The organism is Glycomyces algeriensis (assembly GCF_027622855.1).
Taxonomy (GTDB): domain Bacteria; phylum Actinomycetota; class Actinomycetes; order Mycobacteriales; family Micromonosporaceae; genus Glycomyces; species Glycomyces algeriensis.
Window position 1 is genome coordinate 638177 of the sequence record NZ_JAPZVR010000002.1, and the last position, 21610, is coordinate 659786.

General features: G+C 69.7%; 18 protein-coding genes and 1 pseudogene. 7 read left to right on the forward strand and 12 right to left on the reverse strand.

What is annotated here, in order from left to right; all coding sequences use genetic code 11:
* The first annotated feature begins 219 nt into the window (after positions 1–219).
* Both O2L52_RS06150 and O2L52_RS06155 read left to right on the forward strand, forming a co-directional pair.
* A complete protein-coding gene (locus O2L52_RS06150; RefSeq protein ID WP_270114455.1) occupies positions 220–906 on the forward strand; it encodes an LppM family (lipo)protein in 687 nt (228 codons plus the stop codon).
* 150 nt (positions 907–1056) lie between these two features.
* Positions 1057–1902 (forward strand): hypothetical protein, encoded by an 846-nt coding sequence (locus O2L52_RS06155; protein ID WP_270114456.1) that lies wholly within the window; start codon positions 1057–1059, stop codon positions 1900–1902.
* An 83-nt stretch (positions 1903–1985) separates the two neighbouring features.
* On the opposite strand, the gene dapB is transcribed toward O2L52_RS06155, so the two are convergent.
* From dapB to O2L52_RS06190, 7 genes are all read right to left on the reverse strand, one after another.
* The gene (dapB, locus tag O2L52_RS06160; protein WP_270114457.1) at positions 1986–2720 is read right to left on the reverse strand and encodes a 4-hydroxy-tetrahydrodipicolinate reductase; all 735 of its coding nucleotides are present in this window, start codon (positions 2718–2720) and stop codon (positions 1986–1988) included.
* Positions 2717–4015, reverse strand: a complete 1299-nt coding sequence (locus O2L52_RS06165) for a M16 family metallopeptidase (protein ID WP_270114458.1) — start codon at positions 4013–4015, stop codon at positions 2717–2719. The genes dapB and O2L52_RS06165 overlap by 4 nt, the downstream gene beginning before the upstream one ends.
* Complete coding sequence (locus O2L52_RS06170) at positions 4016–6454, reverse strand: polyribonucleotide nucleotidyltransferase (RefSeq protein ID WP_270114459.1); 2439 nt, start codon at positions 6452–6454, stop codon at positions 4016–4018.
* A 354-nt stretch (positions 6455–6808) separates the two neighbouring features.
* The gene (locus O2L52_RS06175; protein ID WP_270114480.1) at positions 6809–8011 is read right to left on the reverse strand and encodes an RNA-guided endonuclease InsQ/TnpB family protein; all 1203 of its coding nucleotides are present in this window, start codon (positions 8009–8011) and stop codon (positions 6809–6811) included.
* A gap of 78 nt (positions 8012–8089) precedes the next feature.
* Positions 8090–8365, reverse strand: coding sequence for a 30S ribosomal protein S15 (gene rpsO, locus O2L52_RS06180; protein ID WP_270114460.1), 276 nt, complete (start codon positions 8363–8365; stop codon positions 8090–8092).
* A gap of 85 nt (positions 8366–8450) precedes the next feature.
* Complete coding sequence (locus tag O2L52_RS06185) at positions 8451–9416, reverse strand: bifunctional riboflavin kinase/FAD synthetase (protein ID WP_270114461.1); 966 nt, start codon at positions 9414–9416, stop codon at positions 8451–8453.
* A 70-nt stretch (positions 9417–9486) separates the two neighbouring features.
* Positions 9487–9729: a hypothetical protein gene (locus tag O2L52_RS06190; protein ID WP_270114462.1), complete on the reverse strand. Its 243-nt coding sequence runs from the start codon at positions 9727–9729 to the stop codon at positions 9487–9489.
* Positions 9730–9979: 250 nt separating this feature from the next.
* Here O2L52_RS06190 and O2L52_RS06195 point away from each other — a divergent pair, with 250 nt between their 5' ends.
* Positions 9980–11089, forward strand: a complete 1110-nt coding sequence (locus O2L52_RS06195) for a phospholipase D-like domain-containing protein (protein WP_270114463.1) — start codon at positions 9980–9982, stop codon at positions 11087–11089.
* Positions 11090–11136: 47 nt separating this feature from the next.
* Here the strand turns inward: O2L52_RS06195 and O2L52_RS06200 are convergent, their stop codons facing one another.
* From O2L52_RS06200 to O2L52_RS06210, 3 genes are all read right to left on the reverse strand, one after another.
* Positions 11137–12090: a carbohydrate ABC transporter permease gene (locus O2L52_RS06200; RefSeq protein WP_270114464.1), complete on the reverse strand. Its 954-nt coding sequence runs from the start codon at positions 12088–12090 to the stop codon at positions 11137–11139.
* Entirely contained in the window at positions 12087–13061 is a 975-nt protein-coding gene (locus tag O2L52_RS06205; RefSeq protein WP_270114465.1) for a carbohydrate ABC transporter permease, read from the reverse strand. The genes O2L52_RS06200 and O2L52_RS06205 overlap by 4 nt, the downstream gene beginning before the upstream one ends.
* Positions 13062–13186: 125 nt before the next feature.
* Positions 13187–14536: an ABC transporter substrate-binding protein gene (locus tag O2L52_RS06210; RefSeq protein WP_270114466.1), complete on the reverse strand. Its 1350-nt coding sequence runs from the start codon at positions 14534–14536 to the stop codon at positions 13187–13189.
* Between the two features lie 319 nt (positions 14537–14855).
* Between O2L52_RS06210 and O2L52_RS06215 the strand changes: the two genes are divergently transcribed.
* Complete coding sequence (locus O2L52_RS06215; RefSeq protein WP_270114467.1) at positions 14856–16202, forward strand: GH1 family beta-glucosidase; 1347 nt, start codon at positions 14856–14858, stop codon at positions 16200–16202.
* A 114-nt stretch (positions 16203–16316) separates the two neighbouring features.
* On the opposite strand, the pseudogene O2L52_RS25430 reads toward O2L52_RS06215, so the two are convergent.
* A pseudogene (locus O2L52_RS25430) lies at positions 16317–16769 on the reverse strand (thiamine phosphate synthase); the annotation flags it as partial.
* 141 nt (positions 16770–16910) lie between these two features.
* Here O2L52_RS25430 and O2L52_RS06225 point away from each other — a divergent pair.
* Entirely contained in the window at positions 16911–17693 is a 783-nt protein-coding gene (locus tag O2L52_RS06225) for a maleylpyruvate isomerase family mycothiol-dependent enzyme (RefSeq protein WP_270114469.1), read from the forward strand.
* A gap of 220 nt (positions 17694–17913) precedes the next feature.
* Positions 17914–19203, forward strand: a complete 1290-nt coding sequence (locus O2L52_RS06230) for a YibE/F family protein (protein WP_270114470.1) — start codon at positions 17914–17916, stop codon at positions 19201–19203.
* On the opposite strand, the gene O2L52_RS06235 is transcribed toward O2L52_RS06230, so the two are convergent.
* Positions 19200–20120, reverse strand: a complete 921-nt coding sequence (locus O2L52_RS06235; protein WP_270114471.1) for a LysR family transcriptional regulator — start codon at positions 20118–20120, stop codon at positions 19200–19202. The two genes, O2L52_RS06230 and O2L52_RS06235, sit on opposite strands and share 4 nt — an antisense overlap.
* Positions 20121–20220: 100 nt before the next feature.
* Between O2L52_RS06235 and O2L52_RS06240 the strand changes: the two genes are divergently transcribed.
* Positions 20221–21468, forward strand: coding sequence for a pyridoxal phosphate-dependent aminotransferase (locus O2L52_RS06240; RefSeq protein ID WP_270114472.1), 1248 nt, complete (start codon positions 20221–20223; stop codon positions 21466–21468).
* Positions 21469–21610: the final 142 nt, after the last annotated feature.

Here is a 21610-nt window from a genome sequence, read left to right on the forward strand (position 1 = left end):
CTCAGGGCCCCGGAGCCTTGTCGAGTTATGGCTCGCAAGCATCGCCGGGTCCGGTGGCAGGCGAGCACGACATACAGGCGCGGAGCGAGCAATCGGGGAGGCCCGGCCGCCGGCCCGCGAGCTTCGCCGGGTCCGGGTGCCGTACGGGTCTGGCAATCCGCGCACCGCAAGTCGGTCGAAACCGCCGAATCGGCGCTTTTCCGGGCCTAGGCTCAGGGCATGCTGGGCATGAAAACTCGCCGCGCGCTCGCCGTCGCCGCCGCGCTCGGACTGCTCGTCGCCACCTCCGGGTGCCTCCGGCTGGACCTCGGCCTCCAGGTCCGCCCCGACGACACCGTGGGCGGCGTGTTCACCGCCGCCTGGAGCGACGAGTTCGTCGCCCAGGCCGCCGACGAGGGCCTGGACCAGGCGCAGCTCGACGCGTTCCTCGACGCCCTCCTCGACGGCGTGCCCGGCACCGAGCGCACCCCGTACGACGAGGACGGCTACAGCGGCTACACCGCGACCTTCACCGACCGCCCGCTCGCCGACTTCGCCGAATTCGGCGGCGACGACTGGGGCTACCTCCGGCTCGACCACACCGGCCGCGAGTACGGCCTCGAAGGCCACTGGGACCTGCGCGCCGCCGGGTTCCTCGACCCCACCGCGTTCGAGGACGCCGAGATCCTCCTCAGCGTCGACTTCCCCGCCCGCGTCACCGAGCACAACGGCACCCTCGAAGGGCGCACCGTCACCTGGACCATGACCCCCGGCGCCGAGTACGACCTCAACGCCACCGCCGTCGAGAACAACGGCGTCGCGTTCCTCATCGCCGGCGTCGTATTCCTGCTGGTCGTCTGCGGGCTGCTGTGGCTGTGGCAGTGGGGGCGTTTGCGCCGGTACTCCGTCGGCAACCCGTCTTCCTGAGCCGTTAGCTCCAGCACAAACCGTAGCCGTCTCACCTACGGCCCGTATTCTGGTGAGCCTGTCGGCATAACGGATCGATAACACCAGCGGGGAGGGCCGGTGACTCAGTACGAGTCGAAAAGCAAGGGGCACAAGCAACACGACCCCGGCATGGAACTGAGCATCGGCCAGGTCCTCGCCGCCGCGGGCGCCACCGTCCTCGGCGCGGTCCTCGCCAAACTCCTCGGCCTCTGGGGCACCCTCGCAGGAACCGCCGTCCTCAGCGTCTGCTCCTCCATCGGCGCCGTCCTCATCCTGCGGGCCATGCGCCGCACCGGCGAGAAGATCAAGGAGCAGATCACCGCGCTCGCGCCCGTTGCCAAGGGCAAGGCCGCCGCGGTGACGCAGCCGCTCGGACCCGGCAGCGCCACGGCCGTCGCGAAGGTCCCCGGCACCGAACCGGACCAGGACGCCACAGCCGTCCTCGACCGGCCCGACGCCACCCGGCCGCTCGACGCGGCCGACGCCGACGCCGGCTCGGACGCCACCGAGGTCCTCGGCACCGCCGACACCGACGTCATCGTGATCCCGGCCGAACCCGCCCCCGAAGGCCACGTCTCGAAGACCCAGTCGAACAAGCGGACCCTCGTGGCCATCCTCGTCTCCAGCGTCCTCGTCTTCGCCCTCACGATCATCGCGCTGTTCCTCCTCGGCGCCCTCACCGGCGACCCCGAGCGGTTCGTCAGCGACGGTTCCGAGACCACCGTCATCGAGACCCACATCGAGAGCGACGCCCCCGAGAGCCCCACGACCTCCGAGGCCCCCACCGAATCCGGGTCCCCGAGCGAGACGCCCACCTCCGAGGCGCCCTCGGCGAGCACCTCCCCGAGCGAGTCCGCGACCACCGAGTCGCCCAGCCCCTCCCCCAGTCCCGAGACCGGATCCGGCGGCTCCGAGGCGACCCCCAGCCCCACGCCGCAGGACGACACCGCCAGCGAGAGCCCCGCCATCGAGTAGCGGGGCAGCGAAAAGGGCCCGCCTTTCGACGGGCCCTTCTTCGTGCAGTCCTGGTTTGCAAATGGCGCTGGTTTGCGAATACCTCAGTCGAGCAGGTCGTCCAGACCCACCGTCAGGCCCGGGCGCTTCACGACCTCGCGCACCGCCAGCAGCACGCCGGGCATGAACGAGGCCCGGTCGAGCGAGTCGTGGCTGATCGCGAACCGCTCGCCGGGGCCGCCGAAGCGCACCTCCTGGCTCGCCACGTACCCCGCCGAGCGGACCGCGTGGATCCGCACGCCCTCGACCTCAGCACCGCGCGCACCCTGCGGGTCCGTCTCCGTCGCGTCCGGCATGTCGGGCAGCTCGGCCTCAGCGCGGGCCGCCGCGATCACCCGCGCGGTGTGCACGGCCGTGCCCGAAGGCGCGTCGACCTTGCGCGGGTGGTGCGACTCGATGATCTCCGCCGAGTCGAAGTGCTTGGCGGCCTTCGCCGCGAACTGCATCATCAGCACCGCGCCGATCCCGAAGTTCGGGGCGATCACGGAACCGACCTCGGGGTCCGCCGCGATGATCTCGCGCGCGGCCTCCAGGCGCTTCGCGTCGAAGCCCGACACACCGACCACGGTGTGGATGCCGTGCTCGACGCACCATTCCAGATTGCCCATCACGACGTCGGGCAGCGTGAAGTCCACGACCACGTCGACACCCGCGAGGGCGTCCAGGGACTCGTCGCGGTCCACGGTCGCCGCCAACTCCATGTCCTCGGCGGCGTCAACCGCCTCGCACACGGCCGTGCCCATGCGTCCGTGCGCGCCGAGCACACCCACCTTGATCATGCGAAATCCCTCTGCTCGAACGGCCCCACGGCCACGGTCGTCATCGGCTGCGTCAGGATCTCGGCGGCGACCGCCTTGATCTGCTCCACCGTCACGGCCTCGATGTCGGCGATGTCCTGCTCCAGGCTCGTGTGCTCGCCGTACAGCAGCTCCTCGCGGCCCAGCGCGTTCATGCGCGAACCGGAGTCCTCCATCGCCAGCACCATGCCGCCCTTGCTCATGCCCTGGCCGCGCCGCAGCTCCGCCTCGGTGACGCCCTCGGCGGCCACCGTCGCGAGCTCCGCGAGCACCAGGTCGCGAACCTGGTGGACCCGGTCCGGGTTGGAGCCGGCGTAGACGCCGAACATGCCCGTGTCCGCGAAGTACGTCGAGAACGAGTACACCGTGTACGCCAGGCCGCGCCGCTCGCGCACCGACTGGAACAGCCGCGACGACATGCCGCCGCCGAGGATGTTGTTCAGCACCTCGAAGGCGTCCTTGCGCGGGTCGTGCCGCGAGAACAGGCGGCAGCCCACCACCAGGTGCGCCTGCTCGGTGTCGTGGTGCTCCACCATGAGCGGCACCGGCGCGGGCAGCAGGTCCTCGTCGTGGCGGCGCTGGCGCGGCACGTCGGCGCCGCCCAGGATCGGCGCGAACGCCTCCGCCACGAGCTTCACGGTCTCGGCGTGGTCGACCCCGCCCGCCGCGCACACCGTCAGGTTCGGGGCCCGGTAGTGCTGCCGGTAGAAGTCGAAGATCTGGTCGCGGGTGAGCGCCCGGACCGTGTCCGGGTCGCCGGCGATGTCCCGGCCCAGGGCCCCGTCGCCGAACAGCGCCAGGGAGAACAGCTCGTGCACCACGTCGGACGGCTCGTCGGCGGACGCGGCGATCTCCTCGAGGATCACGTCGCGCTCGACCTCGACGTCCGCGGCGGTCACGAGCGAGTTGCACATGGCGTCGCCCAGCACGTCGACCGCCATCGGCAGGTCGTCGTCGAGCACGCGCGCGTAGAAGCAGGTCAGCTCCCGCGCGGTGTACGCGTTCGACTCGCCGCCGACGGCCTCCACGGCCTCGGCGATCTCCGTGGCGGTGCGCTTCTCGGTGCCCTTGAACAGCAGGTGCTCCAGGAAGTGCGAGACGCCGGCGAGCTGGGGGGCCTCGTCGCGGGACCCCACGCCGACCCACACGCCCACCGAGGCGGAACGCATGGTCGGAACGGATTCGGTGAGCACACGCAAACCGCCGGGCAGCACGGTCACTCGGACCGTGCCGCCCAGCGGATCGTCAATCAGCGTGTGAGTCTGGGGTCGACTCATTTACTCTTCCGAGCCTCCGCCTTCGTCGCTGCGGCGGGTGCGGCGACGGCGGCGCTCGCCGTCGCTCGAGCCGCCGCGCTCGCCGCCGGAGGCCGGGCGCTCACTGCGCTCGCCCCCGCCGGAACGCTCGCCGGAGCGCTCGCGGTCGCGGCGCGGGCCGCGGTCACCGCGGTCGCCCCGGTCCCCGCGGGACTCCTTGCGCTCGGCCGGACGGCCCTTCTTGTACCCCTCGGGCTCCTGGCCCTCCGGGTACACCTTGTCCAGGTAGATCTTGCCGCGGTTGTCGATGTCGCCGATCTCGACCTCGACCTTGTCGCCGACGCTCAGCACGTCCTCGACCCGCTCGACGCGCTTGCCGTCGCCGACCTTCGAGATGTGCAGGAGGCCGTCGCGGCCCGGCGTCAGCGAGATGAACGCGCCGAAGTCGGTGGTCTTGACGACCGTGCCTAGGAACCGGTCCCCCACGTTCGGGAGGGTCGGGTTCGCGATCGCGTTGATCGTCTCGACCGCGGCCTGAGCGGCCTCGCCGTTCTCCGCCGACACGTAGATCGTGCCGTCGTCCTCGACGGTGATGTCCGCGCCCGTGTCGTCCTGGATCTGGTTGATCGTCTGGCCCTTCGGGCCGATGATCGCGCCGATCTTGTCCACGGGGATCTTCAGGGTCGTGATGCGCGGCGCAGTCGCGGCCAGCTCGCCCGGCTCGCTGATCGCGTCGAGCATGACGTCGAGGATCGCGTGGCGGGCGTCGTTGGCCTGCTGGAGCGCCTGCGCCAGCACGTCCGACGGCAGGCCGTCGAGCTTCGTGTCCAGCTGCAGGGCCGTCACGAACTCGGCGGTGCCGGCGACCTTGAAGTCCATGTCGCCGTAAGCGTCCTCGGCGCCGAGGATGTCGGTCAGCGTGACGTACTTGGTCTCGCCGTCGACCTCCTCGGAGATGAGGCCCATCGCGATGCCCGCGACGGGGGCCTTGATCGGCACGCCGGCGTTCATGAGCGACATCGTGGACGCGCAGACCGAGCCCATCGAGGTCGAACCGTTGGACGCGAGCGCCTCGGAGACCTGGCGGATCGCGTACGGGAACTCCTCGCGGCTCGGCAGCACCGGCACGAGGGCGCGCTCGGCGAGCGCGCCGTGGCCGATCTCGCGGCGCTTGGGCGAGCCCACGCGGCCGGTCTCACCGGTCGAGTACGGCGGGAAGTTGTAGTTGTGCATGTAGCGCTTCTTGCTGACCGGCGACAGCGTGTCGATGGCCTGCTCCATGCGCAGCATGTTCAGCGTGGTGACACCCATGATCTGGGTCTCGCCGCGCTCGAACAGGGCCGAGCCGTGGACGCGGGGAAGGATCCCGGCCTCGGCGGCGAGCGGCCGGATGTACGCCGGGAGGCGGCCGTCGATGCGGACGCCTTCGGTGATGACGCGCTTGCGGACCAGCTTCTTGGTGAGTGAGCGCAGCGAAGCGCCCAGCTCGGCCTCGCGGCCTTCGAAGTCCGCGCCGAGCTTCTCGAGCATGACCGACTTGACGCGGTCGAGCTCGTCCTGGCGGTCGGTCTTGTCGGCGATCTGCAGCGCCTGGTCGAGCTCGGCCGAGACGGCCGCTTCGACGGCGGCGAACGCGTCGTCCTGGTAGTCCAGGAAGCGCGGGTAGTCGGCGACGGGCTTCGCGGCGACCTTGGCCAGTTCGGCCTGGGCGCGCACGAGCTCGGCGATGACCGGCTTGACGGCCTCGAGGCCGCTCGCGACGACCTCTTCGGTCGGCTTGGTGCCGCCGGCCGCGATGAGGCTGATCGTGTTGTCGGTGGCCTCGGCCTCGACCATCATGATCGCGACGTCGCCCGAGTCGAGGACCCGGCCGGTGACGATCATGTCGAAGGTGGCCTTCTCGATCTGCTCCAGGGTCGGGAACGCGACCCAGGTGCCCTCGATGAGGACGATGCGGGTCGAGCCCAGCGGGCCCGAGAAGGGCAGGCCGGCGAGCTGGGTCGACATGGAGGCGCCGTTCATGGCGACCACGTCGTACTCGTCGCGGGCGTCGACCGAGAGGATCGTGCCGATGACCTGGACCTCGTTGCGCAGACCCGACACGAAGGACGGGCGCAGGCCGCGGTCGATCAGGCGGCAGGTGAGGATGGCGTTCTCGCTCGGGCGGCCTTCGCGGCGGAAGAACGAGCCCGGGATGCGCCCGGCGGCGTACATCCGCTCCTCGATGTCCACGGTGAGCGGGAAGAAGTCGAAGTGGTCCTTCGGGTTCTTCGAGGCGGCGGTCGTCGCGAGGACGACGGTGTCGTCCATCTGGACGATCGCGGAGCCCTGGGCCAGCTTGGCCAGGCGGCCGGTGCTGAAGACGATCTTGCGGGTGCCGAAGGCGCCGTTGTCGATCACGGCGGTGGCGTGGTGCTCCCCGAGGTTGAAGGCCTCGGGTGTCCGTTCGTTATCGGACATAGAGTGTCGATCTCCTTTTGCAGTGCAGCGCACTGCGTCGTTCGGAATGCGGCTCGCCTGCGCGCTTTTCCGGTCTTCGATCGAAGCACTCGGAAGCTCGGTCCCGCGTCGTGCGGGACGTTCCGGATGCCACTACCGAGGACCGGGGCGGTCTCTGGCGGGCCGCGCCGCGCCTCCCTGAGGCGCCGCGGTCGAGCGTGTGCTCAGCCCCCACCATACTTGACATCCTCGCCTCCCCGAAGGAAAGGTGATCCCCGGCTTGCGGGTCGCCTACGGCGGCCCATCCACGGGTGGGTTCCTGTTTCGACGCCCGTTGCCCAGTCTCCCGGGTCTGACACAGGCTCCGCAGGCGTTTCACGTGTCCGCCAGCCCGGCGGCCACGAGACGCTTACCTTCACGTCTGATGTTGATCTCTGCGTTGACATCCCTGTCATGGTGCGCGCCACACCCACATCGCCACGCACGATGCTTCAGGCCCGCCAAGCCGCTCGGCCCTGTCAAGGCCCCGCAGGTCGAACACAACCGGGTGGAGGGAAAGTACCGGTCGATTTTCACAAAGGTACGGCCCGCCCTGGACGCCTTGGATTCGAGCCGGGTGAGGAACATGCCGAACCCGGCATCAAGCATCGACTTCGCCATCCGACCTCGAACGAGACCCTTGACATGCAGATCTTCGACATAGAGAGCTTGGTTCTCGCTCACCAGCGCCTTGATCTGCTTGTCGATCCAGTCGGACCGTGTGTGCTTGATCTTCTCGTGGACCTTCGCCACCCGCAAGCGGGCTTTGCCCCGGTTGGCAGAGCCCTTCGCCTTTCGGGACAGGGCTCGCTGCGATTTCTTGAGCTTGCGCTCCAACCGCCGAAAGAACCGCGGGTTGTCGATCACCTTCCCGCCTCGGAGCACCGCGAAGTCCTTCAAGCCGAGGTCGATCCCGGTCTCCGCCTCCGGATCGGAGAGCGGTTCCAGCAGCTCCGCTCCGTCATCGACGGTCACGACGAAGCTGACGAAGAACTTCCCAGTCGGTGTCTTCATCACCGTCACGCTCGACGGTGCCGAAGGCAGTTTCCGAGACCACACCACCTTGAGAGCACCGATCTTCGCCAGATAAAGGCGACCGTTCGGGCGCAGAGTGAACCCGTTGCGAGTGAATCGCGCGCTTTGTGCTCCAGTGCGGCGCTTGAACTGCGGCGGCCCGACTCGGCCACCGTTGCGTCTGCCCGACAACGAGTCGAAGAAGTTGCGATAGGCCGCATGGCAGTCTCGCAGCGACTGCTGAAGCGGCACGTTCGAGACGTCCGCCAGCCACCGACGTTCAGCGGTGCGCTTCGCCTCAGTTATCAGGGTCCTGTCCAAGACCGCCAGGGACGGATGCGGCAGTCGTTGCCGGAATGCCGCCTCGCGGGCCGCGACCGCATCGTTCCAGACCGTGCGCACACATCCGAAGGTCCGCGCGAGCATCACTCGCTGCGGAGCCGTCGGGTAGACCCTGAACCGGTATCGGAGCAGCACACGAGTACTAACGACCGCCCGCACGATGCGAAACGGCCTCGTTGGCATGGCCGCGCTCACAAGCCCGCTTGACGGGGTACGCGAAAGGGAGCGGCCCTGGTGGGCCGCTCCCTTTACAAGTCGCGATTAAGCGTTGTCGCGGATGCCGAGCTTCTCGATGAGGGCACGGTAGCGCGTGATGTCTTCCTTCTTCAGGTACTTGAGAAGGCGGCGGCGCTTGCCGACCAGGAGGAGCAGGCCACGACGCGAGTGGTGGTCGTGCTTGTGCTCCTGCACGTGGGCGGTGAGCTCGCGGATGCGGGTCGTCAGGATCGCGACCTGGACGTCGGTGGAACCCGAGTCGCCCTCACTGGTCGCGTATTCCTTGATGATCGCGGCCTTCTTTTCAGCGTCGAGCGCCATGTTCGAACACCCTTTCATGGTTACGGCCAACCCGCGGTGTCGAGCAGGCTGGTCACTTGGACAACCTGACCAGGCTAACAGGGCGTCAGCCCAGGTCCAAAGCCCGGCGGGTGTCTGCGACGTCGGTCTCGATCTGCTCGATGAGCGGCTCGATCCCGGTGAAGGTGATCTGGCCCCGCAGGCGGGCGGTGAAGTCGAGCCGCACGTGCTCGCCGTAGAGGTCGCCGTCGAAGTCGAGCAGGTGCGCCTCGACCGTGCGCGCGGTGCCCTCGAAGGTGGGGTTCGTGCCGACGCTGATCGCGGCGGCGTGCCGGTGCGCGTCGTGGTGGAACCAGCCCGCGTAGACCCCGTCAGCGGGGATCGCCGCGCCGGGCGTCCAGTCGATGTTCGCGGTCGGGAAGCCCAGCGCGGTCCCGCCGCGCCCGGCCCCGTGGACCACCGTGCCCTCGATGCCGTAGTCGCGGCCGAGCAGCACCGCGGCCTCCGCGACGTCCCCGGCGGCGATGAGGCCGCGCACTCGGGTCGACGAGAACGCTTCCTCCTCCTTCGGCGAAGCTTGCGAGCCGTCAATTGGCTCAGTTGCGGTGAGCGTCTGCGGCAGGACCTCGAACTCGAACTCCTCGCCGAGCTCGGCGAGCTTCTTGACGTCGCCGGCGGCCTTGTGGCCGAAGCGCCAGTTCTCGCCCACGACCACGGCCTTGGCGTGCAGTCCGCCGACGAGGACGTGCCGCACGAAGTAGTCCGGGCTCAGCTGCGAGAGCTCTTTCGTGAACGGCAGCACGCACACTGCGTCGACGCCGAGCGCGCCGAGCAGTTCGATGCGCCGCTCGATGCCGGTGAGCTGCGTCGGCATCGCGTGCGGGGCGACCACTGCGGTCGGATGAGGATCGAAGGTGACGACGACGCAGCGGGCCCCGCGCTCGGCCGCGGCCTTGACGGCGGTGCGGACGAGGGCCGCATGGCCCCGGTGCACCCCGTCGAACACGCCGATGGCGACGACGGAGGCGGGCCAGCCCTCGGGGGTCGCGTCTATTCCACGCCAGGTTTCCACGGTCCAGATCTTGCCACTCCCGCAGCGCGGACGGCGCCGTGATGGGGCGGCAGTGATGCAAGCGTGTTCCCTAGAGCATCAGCGACTGGTCCGCGTTCCCGCCCGACGCGAAGATGAGGAGCAGCAGCACCCCCACGGCCACCACCAGCAGCATGCCGACGAACAGCCAGCCGGCGCTCGCCGGCTCGGCCAGTCGGGGCTGCTCCTCGGCGAGGACCTGCGGTTCCGGGTGGTCGGGCTCCTGACGGGCCTGTTCAGAAAGGCTGTTGCGGAATTCCTCGGGCAGTTCTCCTTCGGCGGCGCTCATACTCATGACGACTCCTGACTGCACTGGTCGTGACGGCATTGCGAGTGGGGACCTCTGATCAATTGTTGAGAAATAGTCGGCTATCCGACCGTCGTTTCCAGGAATCCGCCTGACAACAACCGCATTTCGCCCTCGTGGAAATTACACGGCCGTGACCGCCCTACCATGCGAAACGTCCGGTACCCGCCCGAAAGCCCGCCACCGCCCCGAACCCGTGCCATGTTCAGGTCTCAGCCACCGCAGAACGGAGGACCGGATGAACCGGAGCATCATCGCCATGGCGGCGGCGGGCGCGCTGCTCGCGGCACTGACATTGACCATTTCGGACGAGGCCGACGGGGCCGGCACCGGCTGCGCCCGGACCGGCGGCTACACGATGTGCGGCACCGATCCGAACGGCACCGAGGACACCTCGATCGTCAGCGAGATCGCCCGGCAGGTCGACGCCACAGGGGAGGGTGACACGATCCGCGCCGCCGTCTTCCAGTGGACGCTCGACGCGCCCGTGGCGCCGCTGGCGAACGCCATGGTCGCCGCCGAGAAGCGCGGTGTGGACGTGCAGGCCGTGCTCGGCACCCGCTCCGACAAGCCGTCCGCGAACGACCCGGTCATCGGCAAGCTCAAGGCAGCCGGGGTGAAGGTCCGCCAGTGCCCGGGCGCCTGCCTGCCGAACGCGGACGGGACCCGCAAGGGCCCCATGCACAACCGGTTCTTCCTCATCGAGCAGGGCGGCGCGCCCACGGTGCTCGTGACGAGCTTCAGCTTCTTCCGGTCGCAGACGACCCAGTCGCACAACCTCCTCGGCGTCCACGGCGACCGGGGCCTGTTCGACTTCTACACGTCGTTCTGGAACCGGCTGTACGCCGGGAACTGGAACGGCTGGACCGACAAGGACAAGGGCACCACCGGCAGTCTCGCGCGGGCGTGGGTGTTCGCGCGCGGCAGCGACGCGGTGGCCGAGCAGCTCGGGGAGATCACCGGGTGCGCCCCGGGCGACCGGGTGCTGGTGGCGCACGCGAACTTCCAGTCGAACCGTCCGTCCGTGCGGACCCAGCTCGACCGCATCCAGGGGCTGGGCTGCACCGTGCGGGTGGTGGTGCTCGACGCCGAGACGTCGAGTCCGCGATGGATCGAGGAGCAGCTCGGTTCGAGCAATGTGAAGGTGCACGACGCGCACCGGAACAAGTACATCGTGGCGGAGGCGAGCTTCGGCGGGACGCACCGCGCGGTGGTGCTGACCGGGACGCACAACCTGAACGGCAACGGCATGAAGCACGCGGACGACAACCTGCTGCGGGTCGCGGACCAGGACGTGGCCGACCGCTATGCGCAGCACTTCCAGCGCTTGTGGAACGGCGGCTGGTAGACCGAAAGGGAGGGGCCTCGCGGCCCCTCCCTTCGCTCGTGGTCGCGCTAGCCCTTGACGGAGCCCGCCAGCAGCCCGCGCACGAAGTAGCGCTGGAGCAGCAGGAACACCAGGAGCGGCACGATGATCGCGAGGAAGCCCGCCGCCGGCAGGCGGGTCCAGTTGTTGCCCCAGCTGCCGGCCATGTCGCCGAGGACCGCGGTGAGCGGCCGGGTGGCCTCGCCGCCGCCGAAGGTGCGGCCGACCAGGAAGTCGTTCCACACCCACAGGAACTGGAAGATCGCGATGGACGCGATCGCCGGGGTCACCAGCGGCAGGACCACCTTGCGGAAGATCTGCGAGTGGGTCGCGCCGTCGATCCGGGCGGCCTCCATGACGTCGCCCGGGAGTTCCCGCATGAAGTTGTGCAGCAGGAAGATCGCGAGCGGCAGCCCGAAGATCGCGTGCGCGATCCAGACTTGCACGATCGTGTTCACGCCCTCGAGCTCCCAGGCGGGCGTGATGGTCACGCCGCCGATGTGGAGGCCCTGGCTGAAGAACGACAGGAGCGGGATGAGCGCCATCTGGAGCGGGACGACCTGCAGCGCGAAGATCGCGATGTACAGGAAGTTCCGGCCCTTGAAGTCGATCCAGGACAGCGCGTAGGCCGCCATGGCCGCGAACACCACCGGGATGACCACGCCGGGGATGGTGATGACGATCGTGTTGATGAGGTTGCGGATGAGCCCGCCGCCCTGCGTGTTCGAGTACAGGACGTAGTTGTAGGTCTCCAGCGTGGCCGAGCCCGGGTTGGTGAAGAACATCCACCAGCCGGACGCGTTGATGTCGTCCTCGGGGCGCAGCGACGAGATGAAGAGCCCGGCGGTCGGGATCGTCCACAGTGCTGCGATGACGAGCGCGACGATGCTCGCGGCCCGGCTGGAGAAGACGCGGCGCAGGCGCGCGCCGCGGGTCTCGCCGATCCGGGAGGCCTTTTCCTGCGCTTTGGTGTCGACGCTCATCGGGTCTCCAGTTCCTGGCGGCGCATGTTGCGCACCTGGTAGATGACGACGGGGATGACGAGCGCGAACAGCAGCACGGCCATGGTGGCGCCGCGTCCGTCATTGCCGAGCCGGAAGGCCTGGTCCCACATGTTGTGGGCGAGGACGTCGGTGCCGTGGTGGCCGCCGGTCATCGCGCGCACGATGTCGAAGAGCTTCAGCGTGGCGATGAAGACGGTGACGGCGACGACGACGATGGCCGAGCGGATCGACGGGACGGTGACGTTCCAGAAGATCTCCGACGGGCTGGCCCCGTCGATGCGGGCGGCCTCGACGATCTCGGTCGGCACGCCCTTGAGCGCGGCCGAGAGGACGACCGTCGCGAAGCCGACCTCGATCCACACGAGGACCACCATGAGGAGGAAGTTGTTCCAGGGGGTCTCGTTGAGCCAGTTCACGGGGTCGCCGCCGAACCAGACGAGGATCTGGTTGAGCAGGCCGATCTGGTCGCCCGAGCGGTCGTACTCGTAGACGAGCTTCCAGATGATCGAGGCGCCCACGAACGAGATGCCCATCGGGAGGAACACGAGGGCCTTGTAGGCGCGCTCGCCCTTGCGGCCGTCGATGAGGACGGCGTAGACGAGGCCGACGACCGTGGACACGAGCGGGACGATGACGATCCACAGGACGGTGTTGATGAGGACTTTCAGGGCGTCCGGGTCGGTGACGGCCCAGGTGTAGTTGTCGATCCCCACGAACTCCGAACCGTCGCCGGAGAAGAACGACATGGCGATGGTGCGGATGGCGGGGTAGACGAGGCCGACCACGAGGAACAGGACGGCGGGGGCCAGGAACACGAGCGCGACCGCACGGCTGCGGTCGCGGCGCGAGGCGAGTTCGGCGAGCCCGTAGAGGGCCAGGAGGACCGCTGCGAAGGCGACGAGGCCGACGCCCAGGAGGCCGAAGCGGTCGGTGTAATCGGAGATGTCCACGTTGTGCGACTCCAGTTGTCTCTGCCTGATGACGGCTTGCCAGCTGCGCCCGGGGGGCAATGGGGCCGAGCGGGACCGGTCCGGTCCCGCTCGGCGTGCTCATCTACAGCTGTGCAGGCGGCAGGCTACTGCGGCCAGGAGGCTTCGATGTCGTCGGCCATCTCCTGCGAGGTCTTGGTGCCGTCGGCCCATTCGACGATGCCGGTCCAGAAGGACGAGGCGCCGACTTCACCGGGCATGAGGTCCGAGCCGTCGAAGCGGACGGTGACGGCCGGGTCGGTCAGGATCTCGGTGGCGAACACGTTGACCGGGGTCGTGGCGACCGCCGGGTCGACGCCCTGCTGGGCAGTGCTCCACGGGCCGGTCTGCAGACGCGTGCTGTGGTAGAGCTCCGACGCCAGGAACTGGCGGGTGGCCTCGGTGGCCTCGGAGTCGGAGAACGCGGCCACGAACTCGCCGCCGACGAGCATGGTGTTGGCGGCCGGGTCGGTCTCGGGGAACTGGAACGCGAACACGTCGCCGTCCTCGGCGACCTCGGTGCCGTCAGGCCACATGGCGCCGTAGAAGGAGGCCATGCGGTAGAAGGCGCACTCGCCGTCCAGGATCGGGTGGCCGGCGGTCTGGAACGCGGTGGAGCTGATCGTGTCCGGGCCGTTGAAGACGTACTCCTCGTTCTGGAGCACCGATCCGGCCTTGTCGATCGCGGCGACGATCTGCGGGTCGTTGAAGGGGATCTCGTGGTTGACCCACTGGTCGTACACGTCGGTGCCCTCGCGGAGGACGATGTCCTCGATCCAGTCGGTGCCCGGCCAGCCGGTGGCGCCGCCCGATTCGAAGCCGGCGCACCACGGGGTGACCCCGTCGGCGGCGATCGTGTCGGAGAGGGTGATCAGCTCGTCCCACGTGGTGGGGACGGTGTAGCCGTTGTCGGCGAAGAACTGCGGCGAGTACCAGATGAACGACTTGGCGTTCGCGGAGTTCGGCGCGGCGTAGAGCTGGCCGTCGATGGTGCCGTAGGCCAGCCAGTCCTCCGACCAGCCCTCGGTGGCGAGCGTGGTGAGCTCCGGCGAGGCCGGGACCAGGTCGTCCTTGAAGTTGGACATGAGACCGGGCTGCGGGAAGAGCGCGATGTCGGGGGCGGTGCCGCCGTCGACGCGGACCTTCATGTCGGCCTCGAACTGGCCGGTGCCCTCGTACTCGATGTTGATGCCGGTGCACTCTTCGAAGTAGTACCAGCCGGCCTGCATCTCGTCGGCCTCCTGGTCCAGGATGGACGCGAAGATGCTGACGGTCTCGTCCTCGAAGTCGCCGTAGGAGTCGTACTGCGCGCAGTCCTCGGCGGCCGCGGGGATCTCACCGCGGATGTTGAAGCTTTCCTGTTCGTTCCCCTCGTCGGGGGCGCCGCACGCCGTCACGGCGATCGCGGTGGCACTGGCGGCAGCCGCAAGGCAGGAGATTCTTCGTGTCTTGCTCATCGGGGTTTCCCTCTCTTCGCAGGTGTGGTGCCCCCGGCGAGTCCGACTGCCTCCCTGTCCCCACCTGGTAGGAACCGCTCTCACTGGTTCCACCCCAGGTCGGGACTGCCTCACCCGCCGTTGGGGCGACGCTGGCAATGGTGCTCTGGGTAACACTGATTGTCAAGTGTGCATTGCCGAATCGTTACCGGGACGGATTGGATCGATATCTGTTGCCACCCGGTTCATGGGAGCGATACCAATGACGTATCATTCCGGGGCCCGGCAACCTCCTGCTGTTACAGAAGTACAGCCGAATAGTTCGCGAAAGGTGCGACCGATGACGCAGCTGACCTTCCCCCAGGGCTTCCTGTGGGGGACCGCCACGGCCTCTTACCAGATCGAGGGCGCGGCGACCGAGGACGGCCGGGGCCAGTCCATCTGGGACACGTTCTCCGCCACGCCCGGGAAGACCTGGCGCGGCCAGTCCGGCGCCGTGGCCTGCGACCACTACCACCGCGTCGACGAGGACATCGCCCTGATGGCCTCCCTCGGCGTCGACACCTACCGGTTCTCCATCGCCTGGCCGCGCATCCAGCCCGACGGCACCGGCCCGGCCAACCCCAAGGGCCTGGACTTCTACGACCGGCTCGTCGACAAGCTCGTGGCCGCCGGCATCAAGCCGATGCCCACGCTCTACCACTGGGACCTCCCGCAGGGGTTCGAGGACCGCGGCGGCTGGCCCGAGCGCGAGACCGCCGAGCGGTTCGGCGACTACGCCGCCATCGTCGGCGCCCGCCTCTCCGACCGCGTCCACACCTGGTGGACCCTGAACGAGCCGTGGTGCTCGGCCTTCCTCGGCTACGGCAACGGCCACCACGCGCCGGGCCGCACCGAGCCCGCCGCCGCACTGGCCGCCGTGCACCACCTCAACCTCGCGCACGGCCTCGCCGTGCAGTCGCTGCGCGCCGCCGGGGCCGAGCAGGTCTCGATCGTGCTCAACCCGACCCAGTGCCGCGGCGAGGAGGAGGCCGTGCGGGTCGTGGACGGCATCGCGAACCGGGTCTTCTTCGACCCGATCCTGCGCGGCCAGTACCCGGCCGACGTCGTCGAGCGCACGCAGCGGCACACCGACTGGTCCTTCGTCCAGGACGGCGACCTCGAGACCATCAACCAGCCGATCGACGTGCTCGGCATCAACTACTACAGCCCGACCTGGCTGCGCGCCAACCCGGACGAGCCCGAGAGCGAGGTCGGCCCGGGCACCGTCGGCATCGAGAGCTACACGCCCGAGGGCCTGGACTTCACCGACATGGGCTGGGCCGTCGACGCCACGGGCCTGACGGACCTGCTGGTGCGCATCCACAAGGACTACGGCGTGCCCACGATGATCACCGAGAACGGCGCGGCCTACCCGACCGGACCGGGCGCGGACGGCGAGGTCCACGACGACGAGCGCGTCGCGTACCTGCGCTCGCACATCGCGGCCGTCCACGACGCGATCGAGGCCGGCGCCGACGTGCGCGGCTACACCGCCTGGTCGCTCATGGACAACTTCGAGTGGGCCTTCGGCTACGACAAGCGCTTCGGCATCGTCCACGTCGACTACGCGACCCAGGTGCGCACCCCCAAGGACAGCGCCAAGTTCTACTCCAAGGTCATCGCCGACCACGGCCTGACCAGGTAACGCCAGCGCGGCCCGGAGCGAGCGCACCGCCTGCTCCGGGTCGGCGGCGCGCATCACCGCGCCCATGACCGCGACCCCCGCCGCACCCGCCTCCCTTGCGGCGAGGGCCCGGTCGGGGCCGGTGACGCCGCCGAGCGCGTACACCGGGACCGGGCTCGCCGCGCACGCCTCCCGCAGCGCGGCGGGCCCGATCGCGGGCCCGTAGCCGGGTTTGGAGTCGGTCGGCCAGATCGGCGAGTAGGTGCAGTAGTCGAGGCCGGGGTCGACGGGTTCTCCGGCGTGGACGGAGCGGCCGGTGATCGCGGGCCGGGGCTCGGGCACGGGGAAGTCGCGGGAGAGGTGCGCGGCGGCGACCGGTCCGGCCGGGTCGGCGATGATGAGGAGTCCGCCGGCGGCGTCCATTGTCGGTTGCAGGGCCGCGGCGAGCGCGGTGCGCTCGTTCCAGCGGAGGTGCTTGTCGCGCAGGACGAGTGCGAAGGGTCCGCCGCGGAGGGCGAGGGCGACCTGCTCGGTGAGCGGCCGGGGGCAGCCTGGGGTGTCGGAGATGACGAGCAGTCGGTGTTCCACGGCCCGACCCTATCCGGGTGCGGCCGGTGGGGCGGGAGTCCCTTAACGTCCTACTCGCCAGTGCTTCCTCTTTTAACACTTATGTATCGGTCGATCGTCCGAGCTTGCGTAATTCGCGACACAGGTGCGAAACTTCAGGGGATGAACATCGGCGATCAAATCAACGGGCTGCGCACCGAAGGGGAGCGGATCGCTGTCGCTGGTGGAGAACTCGCGCTGAATGCGAGCGTGCCCACCTGCCCAGGATGGAACGTCAAGGATCTCTTGACCCACATCGGGACCGTCCATCGATGGGCGGCGGCGATCGTGGGCGAAGCGTTGCCTTACGATCCACGGAAACAGGAGTTCCAGCGCATCGTGGGGCCCATGCCCCATGACGACCTGCTGGTCGACTGGGTCCGCGAAGGGCTGCTGCGGCTCGCCGCCGTGCTGGAGGCCGCGCCGAGCGGGCTCCAGTGCTGGCAGATGTTCCCCTCCGAGTCGTCGCGCCGCTTCTGGGTCCGCAGGCAGGCCCACGAGACCACCATCCACCGTGTCGACGCCGAGCAGGCCCGGGGCGACGAGATCTCACCGATCTGTCCCGAGTTCGCGGCGGACGGCATCGACGAGCTGCTGCTGGGGTTCCACGGCAGGCCCTCGAGCAGGGTGCGGGCGCTGCGTCCGTCCGTGCTCCACATCCATGCCACCGATCTGCCGCCGGGGCGCGGCGACTGGTACATCCATCCCACCGACACGGGTCCGCTCGTGACGTTCAGCGAGGTCGAGACCCCGCACTGCGTCATCGAGGGCCCGGTGGAGCTGCTGTACCTGGCGCTGTGGAACCGGCTGCCGTTCGACGATCTGCTGGTCCGCGGGGACCCGGCACTGCTCCACTTGTGGCGCAATTACTCCGCGGTCCGCTGGGTCGATCCTGTGGACGTTTGAAGGTCCTGACTGTGGGCTACTGGAGCGCTACAGTCCGAAACTGCTGGTAGTCGACTGCTCACGGTCCGATTTGTCGGAGCGGTGCACATTTATGACGCACCGGCTTCACTGCGGTGCCGGTGCTTGACCGGCGGGCTCCGCCGGGACAGGCGTGCGGCAGGCGCGATGGGGGGCGCGCTGCTGCGCGGCGGCGGGGGGCGGGGATCGTAAGCTCACGGGCGTGAACGAGGATTCCGCGAAGCAGCCCATGCACAGTCATGCCGTACCGAACGACGCCGTCCCCCGCGCCGCGCTGTGGATCCTGGTCCCGGCGGCGGCCGTGACGCTCCTCGGCATGATCCTCCTGTGGCCCTCCGGGGTCGCGGACGCGGAGGCGGTCGACGCGTACGGCACCGAGGTGGACGGCCATGTGCTCGCGGTGCACGAGACCGAGTGCGACGAGGCGGACGCCGAGCTGAACGAGCAGCTGCAGGCGACCGTGTGCGGCGACGTGGTCGTGCGGCTGCTCACCGGCGTGGACGCGGAGCAAGAGGCGATCGTCGACATCCCCAGCGGCCCAGGCGCTCCGGTGGTCGAGGTCGGGGACGACGTCATCCTCATCTACACGCCCGACTCGGTCTCGGGCCAGCAGTACCACATCATCGACCACGACCGCGCCAGCGCGTTGTGGGCGCTCGGGGTCGCGTTCGCGCTCGCGGTGGTCGCGTTCGGACGGTGGAAGGGCCTGCGGTCCCTGGTGAGCCTGGCGATCACCTTCGCGGTGGTGCTGCTGTTCATGGTGCCGGCGGTGCTCGACGGGTCCTCGCCGATCCTCGTGGCCGTGGTCGGTTCGGCCGCGATCATGCTCGTGTCGCTCTACCTGGGGCACGGTTGGAACCGGACGACCACGGTGGCCGTGGTCGGGACGCTCGCGTCGCTCATCGTCACGGTGCTGCTGGCCGAGGCGGCCGTGAACCTCACGAAGCTCAACGGGGTGCTCGACGAGAACACCACGAACCTGGCGCTGCAGTACCCGATCGACATGTCAGGCCTGCTCTTGGCGGGCATCCTCATCGGCGCGCTCGGCGTCATCGACGACGTGACGGTCTCGCAGGCCGCCACTGTGGACGAAGTGGCGAAGGCCAATCCGAAGTGGGGTTCGGCGCGGCTGTTCAAGTCGGGGATGCGGGTCGGGCGCGACCACCTGACCTCGGTCGTGAACACGCTCGTGCTCGCGTACGCGGGCGCGTCGCTGCCGCTGCTGGTGCTCATCAGCGCCGCGAACCGGCCGCTGGAGCAGGTGCTCACGAGCCAGATCATCGCCACGGAGATCGTGCGGTCGGTCGCCGGCACGCTGGGCCTCATCGCGGCCGTGCCGATCACGACCTGGCTCGCCGCCTACCTCGCGCGGCGCAACCCGCAGCCGAAGGATCCCAAGGCCCCCAAGGAGAAGCCGAAGCCCAGGCCGAAGCCGGAGGCGGCGTCGTGGGACGAGGACGAGTCGCCGTACCCGCCCTCGCACCTTCGTTAGAACTGCTCGGCCGCGGTCATGAGCTTCCGCGCGGCCTGGTGCAGCGCCTGGAGCACGGTCATCACCGCCGGGCGGCCCGTCGAGGCCGTCCGGTGGACCACGTAGACCTCCCGGCCCGGCAGGTCCTCGGCGACCTTCCGCACGGCCACGTCCTTGCGCTCGGCCGCGGCCATCCACGGCGCCACCGTCACCCCCAGGCCCTTCGCCACCAGGGTGAGGATCGTGTCGAGCCCCTCGAACTCCGAGACCGGCGCGCTGATCCCCTCGGCCCGCCAGAGCCGCGCCAGAGCCATGCGCGAGGGCTCGCCGTCCGGGGAGGCGATCCAGGACTCCCCCGCGAGCTCGTGCGCGGAGAGGACCGCTTTGGCCGCCAAGGGGTGCTTGGTCGGCAGTACCGCCACGAGCGGGTCGTTCACCAAGTGGTGGAAGGTCAGCGTGCCGGCGGTGGGCGGGCGGCGCTGGCCCGACCAGTCGTCGATGAGGGCCAGGTCGATCTCGCCGGAGCGGACGCGCGCCAGCGACTCCGAGACGGTGTGCTGCTGGAGCAGGACCATCTGGAGCTCGGGGTAGCGGCGCAGGCGGCGCACGATCGGGCCGGCGAGGGCGACGGCGACGGTGGGGAACGCGGTGACGGTGACCCTGCCGCGCGGTTCGGCGGACTCGGCGGCGAGGTCGGTCTCGGCCGCGTCGATCGCCTCCAGGATGTGCGCGGTGTGGGCCACCAGGCGGCGCCCCGCGTCGGTCAGCTGGGCCGATCGGGCGGTCCGCTCCAGGAGCGACACGCCGGTCTCCTTCTCCAGGGCGGCCAGCTGCTGCGAGACGGCGGAGGCGGTCTGGCCGGTCGCCGAGGCAGTGGCGACTATCGATCCCTGGGCCGCGAATTCATAGAGGAGCCGCAGGCGGCGCACATCGAGCATAAGGAAATCTTACCCTCGGCGACAGCTAGAAATACTTGCGATGATGCTCCATGCGGAGGAGATTGGGACCGTCGAAAGACCATCCACCAAGGAGTCACCTGTGACCGTCTCCGCCACCCTCGCCGCAAACGAAGCCGTCGCCGCCCGCCGCGCCGCCGGGCAGGAGGTGCTCGCGCTCGGCTTCGGCGAAGCGGGCATCCCCGTGCACCCCTTGCTGAGCCAGCGCCTCGCCCAGGCCGCCGGCCGGATCGCGTACGGGCCCGTCGCCGGGACCGACGAGGCCCGCGACGCCGCCGCCGGGTACTGGACCCGCCGCGGCAACCCCACCGCGGGCGGGCAGGTGCTCCTCGGCCCCGGCTCCAAGCCGCTCTTGTTCGCGCTCCAGCACGCCATCGGCGGCGACGTCGTCCTCCCCCAGCCCGCCTGGGTCTCCTACGCCGCCCAGTCGCAGCTGCTCGGCCGCGAGCCGATCCGGGTGCCCGTGCCCGAAGGCGAAGGCGGCGTGCCCGACGCGGCCCTCATGGCGGCGGCCGTGCGCGACGCCCGCGCTGCGGGCCGCGACCCGCGCCTCGTCGTGGTCACCCTCCCGGACAACCCGACCGGCCGCCTCGCCTCCGAGGCCTCCGTGCAGGCCCTGTGCGAGGCCGCCCGCGAACTCGACCTCGTGATCGTGGCCGACGAGATCTACCGCGACCTCGTGTTCAAGCCCGGCGCGTTCCCCTCCCCCAGCGAGTGGGCGCCCGAGCGCACGATCACGACCACCGCGCTCTCCAAGAACTACGCGCTCGGCGGCTGGCGCATCGGCGCGGCGCGCTTCCCCGGTTCGGAACTGGGGAGCCGGATCCAGGAGACCGTGCGCGGCATCGCGTCCGAGCTCTGGTCCTCCGCGCCGCTGCCGATGCAGCACGCCGCGGCCTACGCCTGGTCCGACCCGGCCGAACTCGTCGACCGGGTCGCCATGGCCCGGCGCCTGCACGGCGCGGTCGCGAACGCCGTCGCCGAGGTCTTCGCGGCCGTCGGCTGCGACGTGCGGGTCCCACAGGGCGGGTTCTACGTGTGGCCCGAGTTCGGGCCGCTGCGCGCGGCACTGGCCGAGCGGTGGGGCGTGCGCACCAGCGCCGACCTCGCCCGGGTCCTGCTGGACGAGTTCGGGATCGTGGTCATCGCCGGGGACGCGTTCGGGGACGACCCGGCGGCGCTGACGATCCGCGTCGCCGTCACCGGCCTCTACGGCGAGTCCGACTCGCAGCGCCTCGCGGCGCTCCTGTCGGACGACCCGCTGGAGATGCCGTGGCTGGCCGAGTCGCTCGACTCCTTGCGGGACAAGCTGAAGGCGCTCGTCGCCTAGGGTCTGTCCTGTGCATCAGGGAGCGGCGGTATCCGAGTCCGTTCGTTCGCTCGCAATGCCGATCGACGGCTCGCAAGCTTCGCCGAGACCGCGGAGGGGGGGGGGGCGGGGCGGGGGGGGGGGGGGGGGGCCCCCCCCCCCC

Bases quoted from the DNA above. Each gene is read 5' to 3' on its own strand.
- rpsO (WP_270114460.1), bottom strand. From the start codon at position 8,365: ATGGCGCTCGACGCTGAAAAGAAGGCCGCGATCATCAAGGAATACGCG.
- O2L52_RS06175 (WP_270114480.1), bottom strand. From the start codon at position 8,011: ATGCCAACGAGGCCGTTTCGCATCGTGCGGGCGGTCGTTAGTACTCGT.
- O2L52_RS06195 (WP_270114463.1), top strand. From the start codon at position 9,980: ATGAACCGGAGCATCATCGCCATGGCGGCGGCGGGCGCGCTGCTCGCG.
- O2L52_RS06200 (WP_270114464.1), bottom strand. From the start codon at position 12,090: ATGAGCGTCGACACCAAAGCGCAGGAAAAGGCCTCCCGGATCGGCGAG.
- O2L52_RS06190 (WP_270114462.1), bottom strand. From the start codon at position 9,729: ATGAGTATGAGCGCCGCCGAAGGAGAACTGCCCGAGGAATTCCGCAAC.
- O2L52_RS06150 (WP_270114455.1), top strand. From the start codon at position 220: ATGCTGGGCATGAAAACTCGCCGCGCGCTCGCCGTCGCCGCCGCGCTC.
- dapB (WP_270114457.1), bottom strand. From the start codon at position 2,720: ATGATCAAGGTGGGTGTGCTCGGCGCGCACGGACGCATGGGCACGGCC.
- O2L52_RS06215 (WP_270114467.1), top strand. From the start codon at position 14,856: ATGACGCAGCTGACCTTCCCCCAGGGCTTCCTGTGGGGGACCGCCACG.
- O2L52_RS06210 (WP_270114466.1), bottom strand. From the start codon at position 14,536: ATGAGCAAGACACGAAGAATCTCCTGCCTTGCGGCTGCCGCCAGTGCC.
- O2L52_RS06155 (WP_270114456.1), top strand. From the start codon at position 1,057: ATGGAACTGAGCATCGGCCAGGTCCTCGCCGCCGCGGGCGCCACCGTC.
- O2L52_RS06235 (WP_270114471.1), bottom strand. From the start codon at position 20,120: ATGCTCGATGTGCGCCGCCTGCGGCTCCTCTATGAATTCGCGGCCCAG.
- O2L52_RS06165 (WP_270114458.1), bottom strand. From the start codon at position 4,015: ATGAGTCGACCCCAGACTCACACGCTGATTGACGATCCGCTGGGCGGC.
- O2L52_RS06170 (WP_270114459.1), bottom strand. From the start codon at position 6,454: ATGTCCGATAACGAACGGACACCCGAGGCCTTCAACCTCGGGGAGCAC.
- O2L52_RS06225 (WP_270114469.1), top strand. From the start codon at position 16,911: ATGAACATCGGCGATCAAATCAACGGGCTGCGCACCGAAGGGGAGCGG.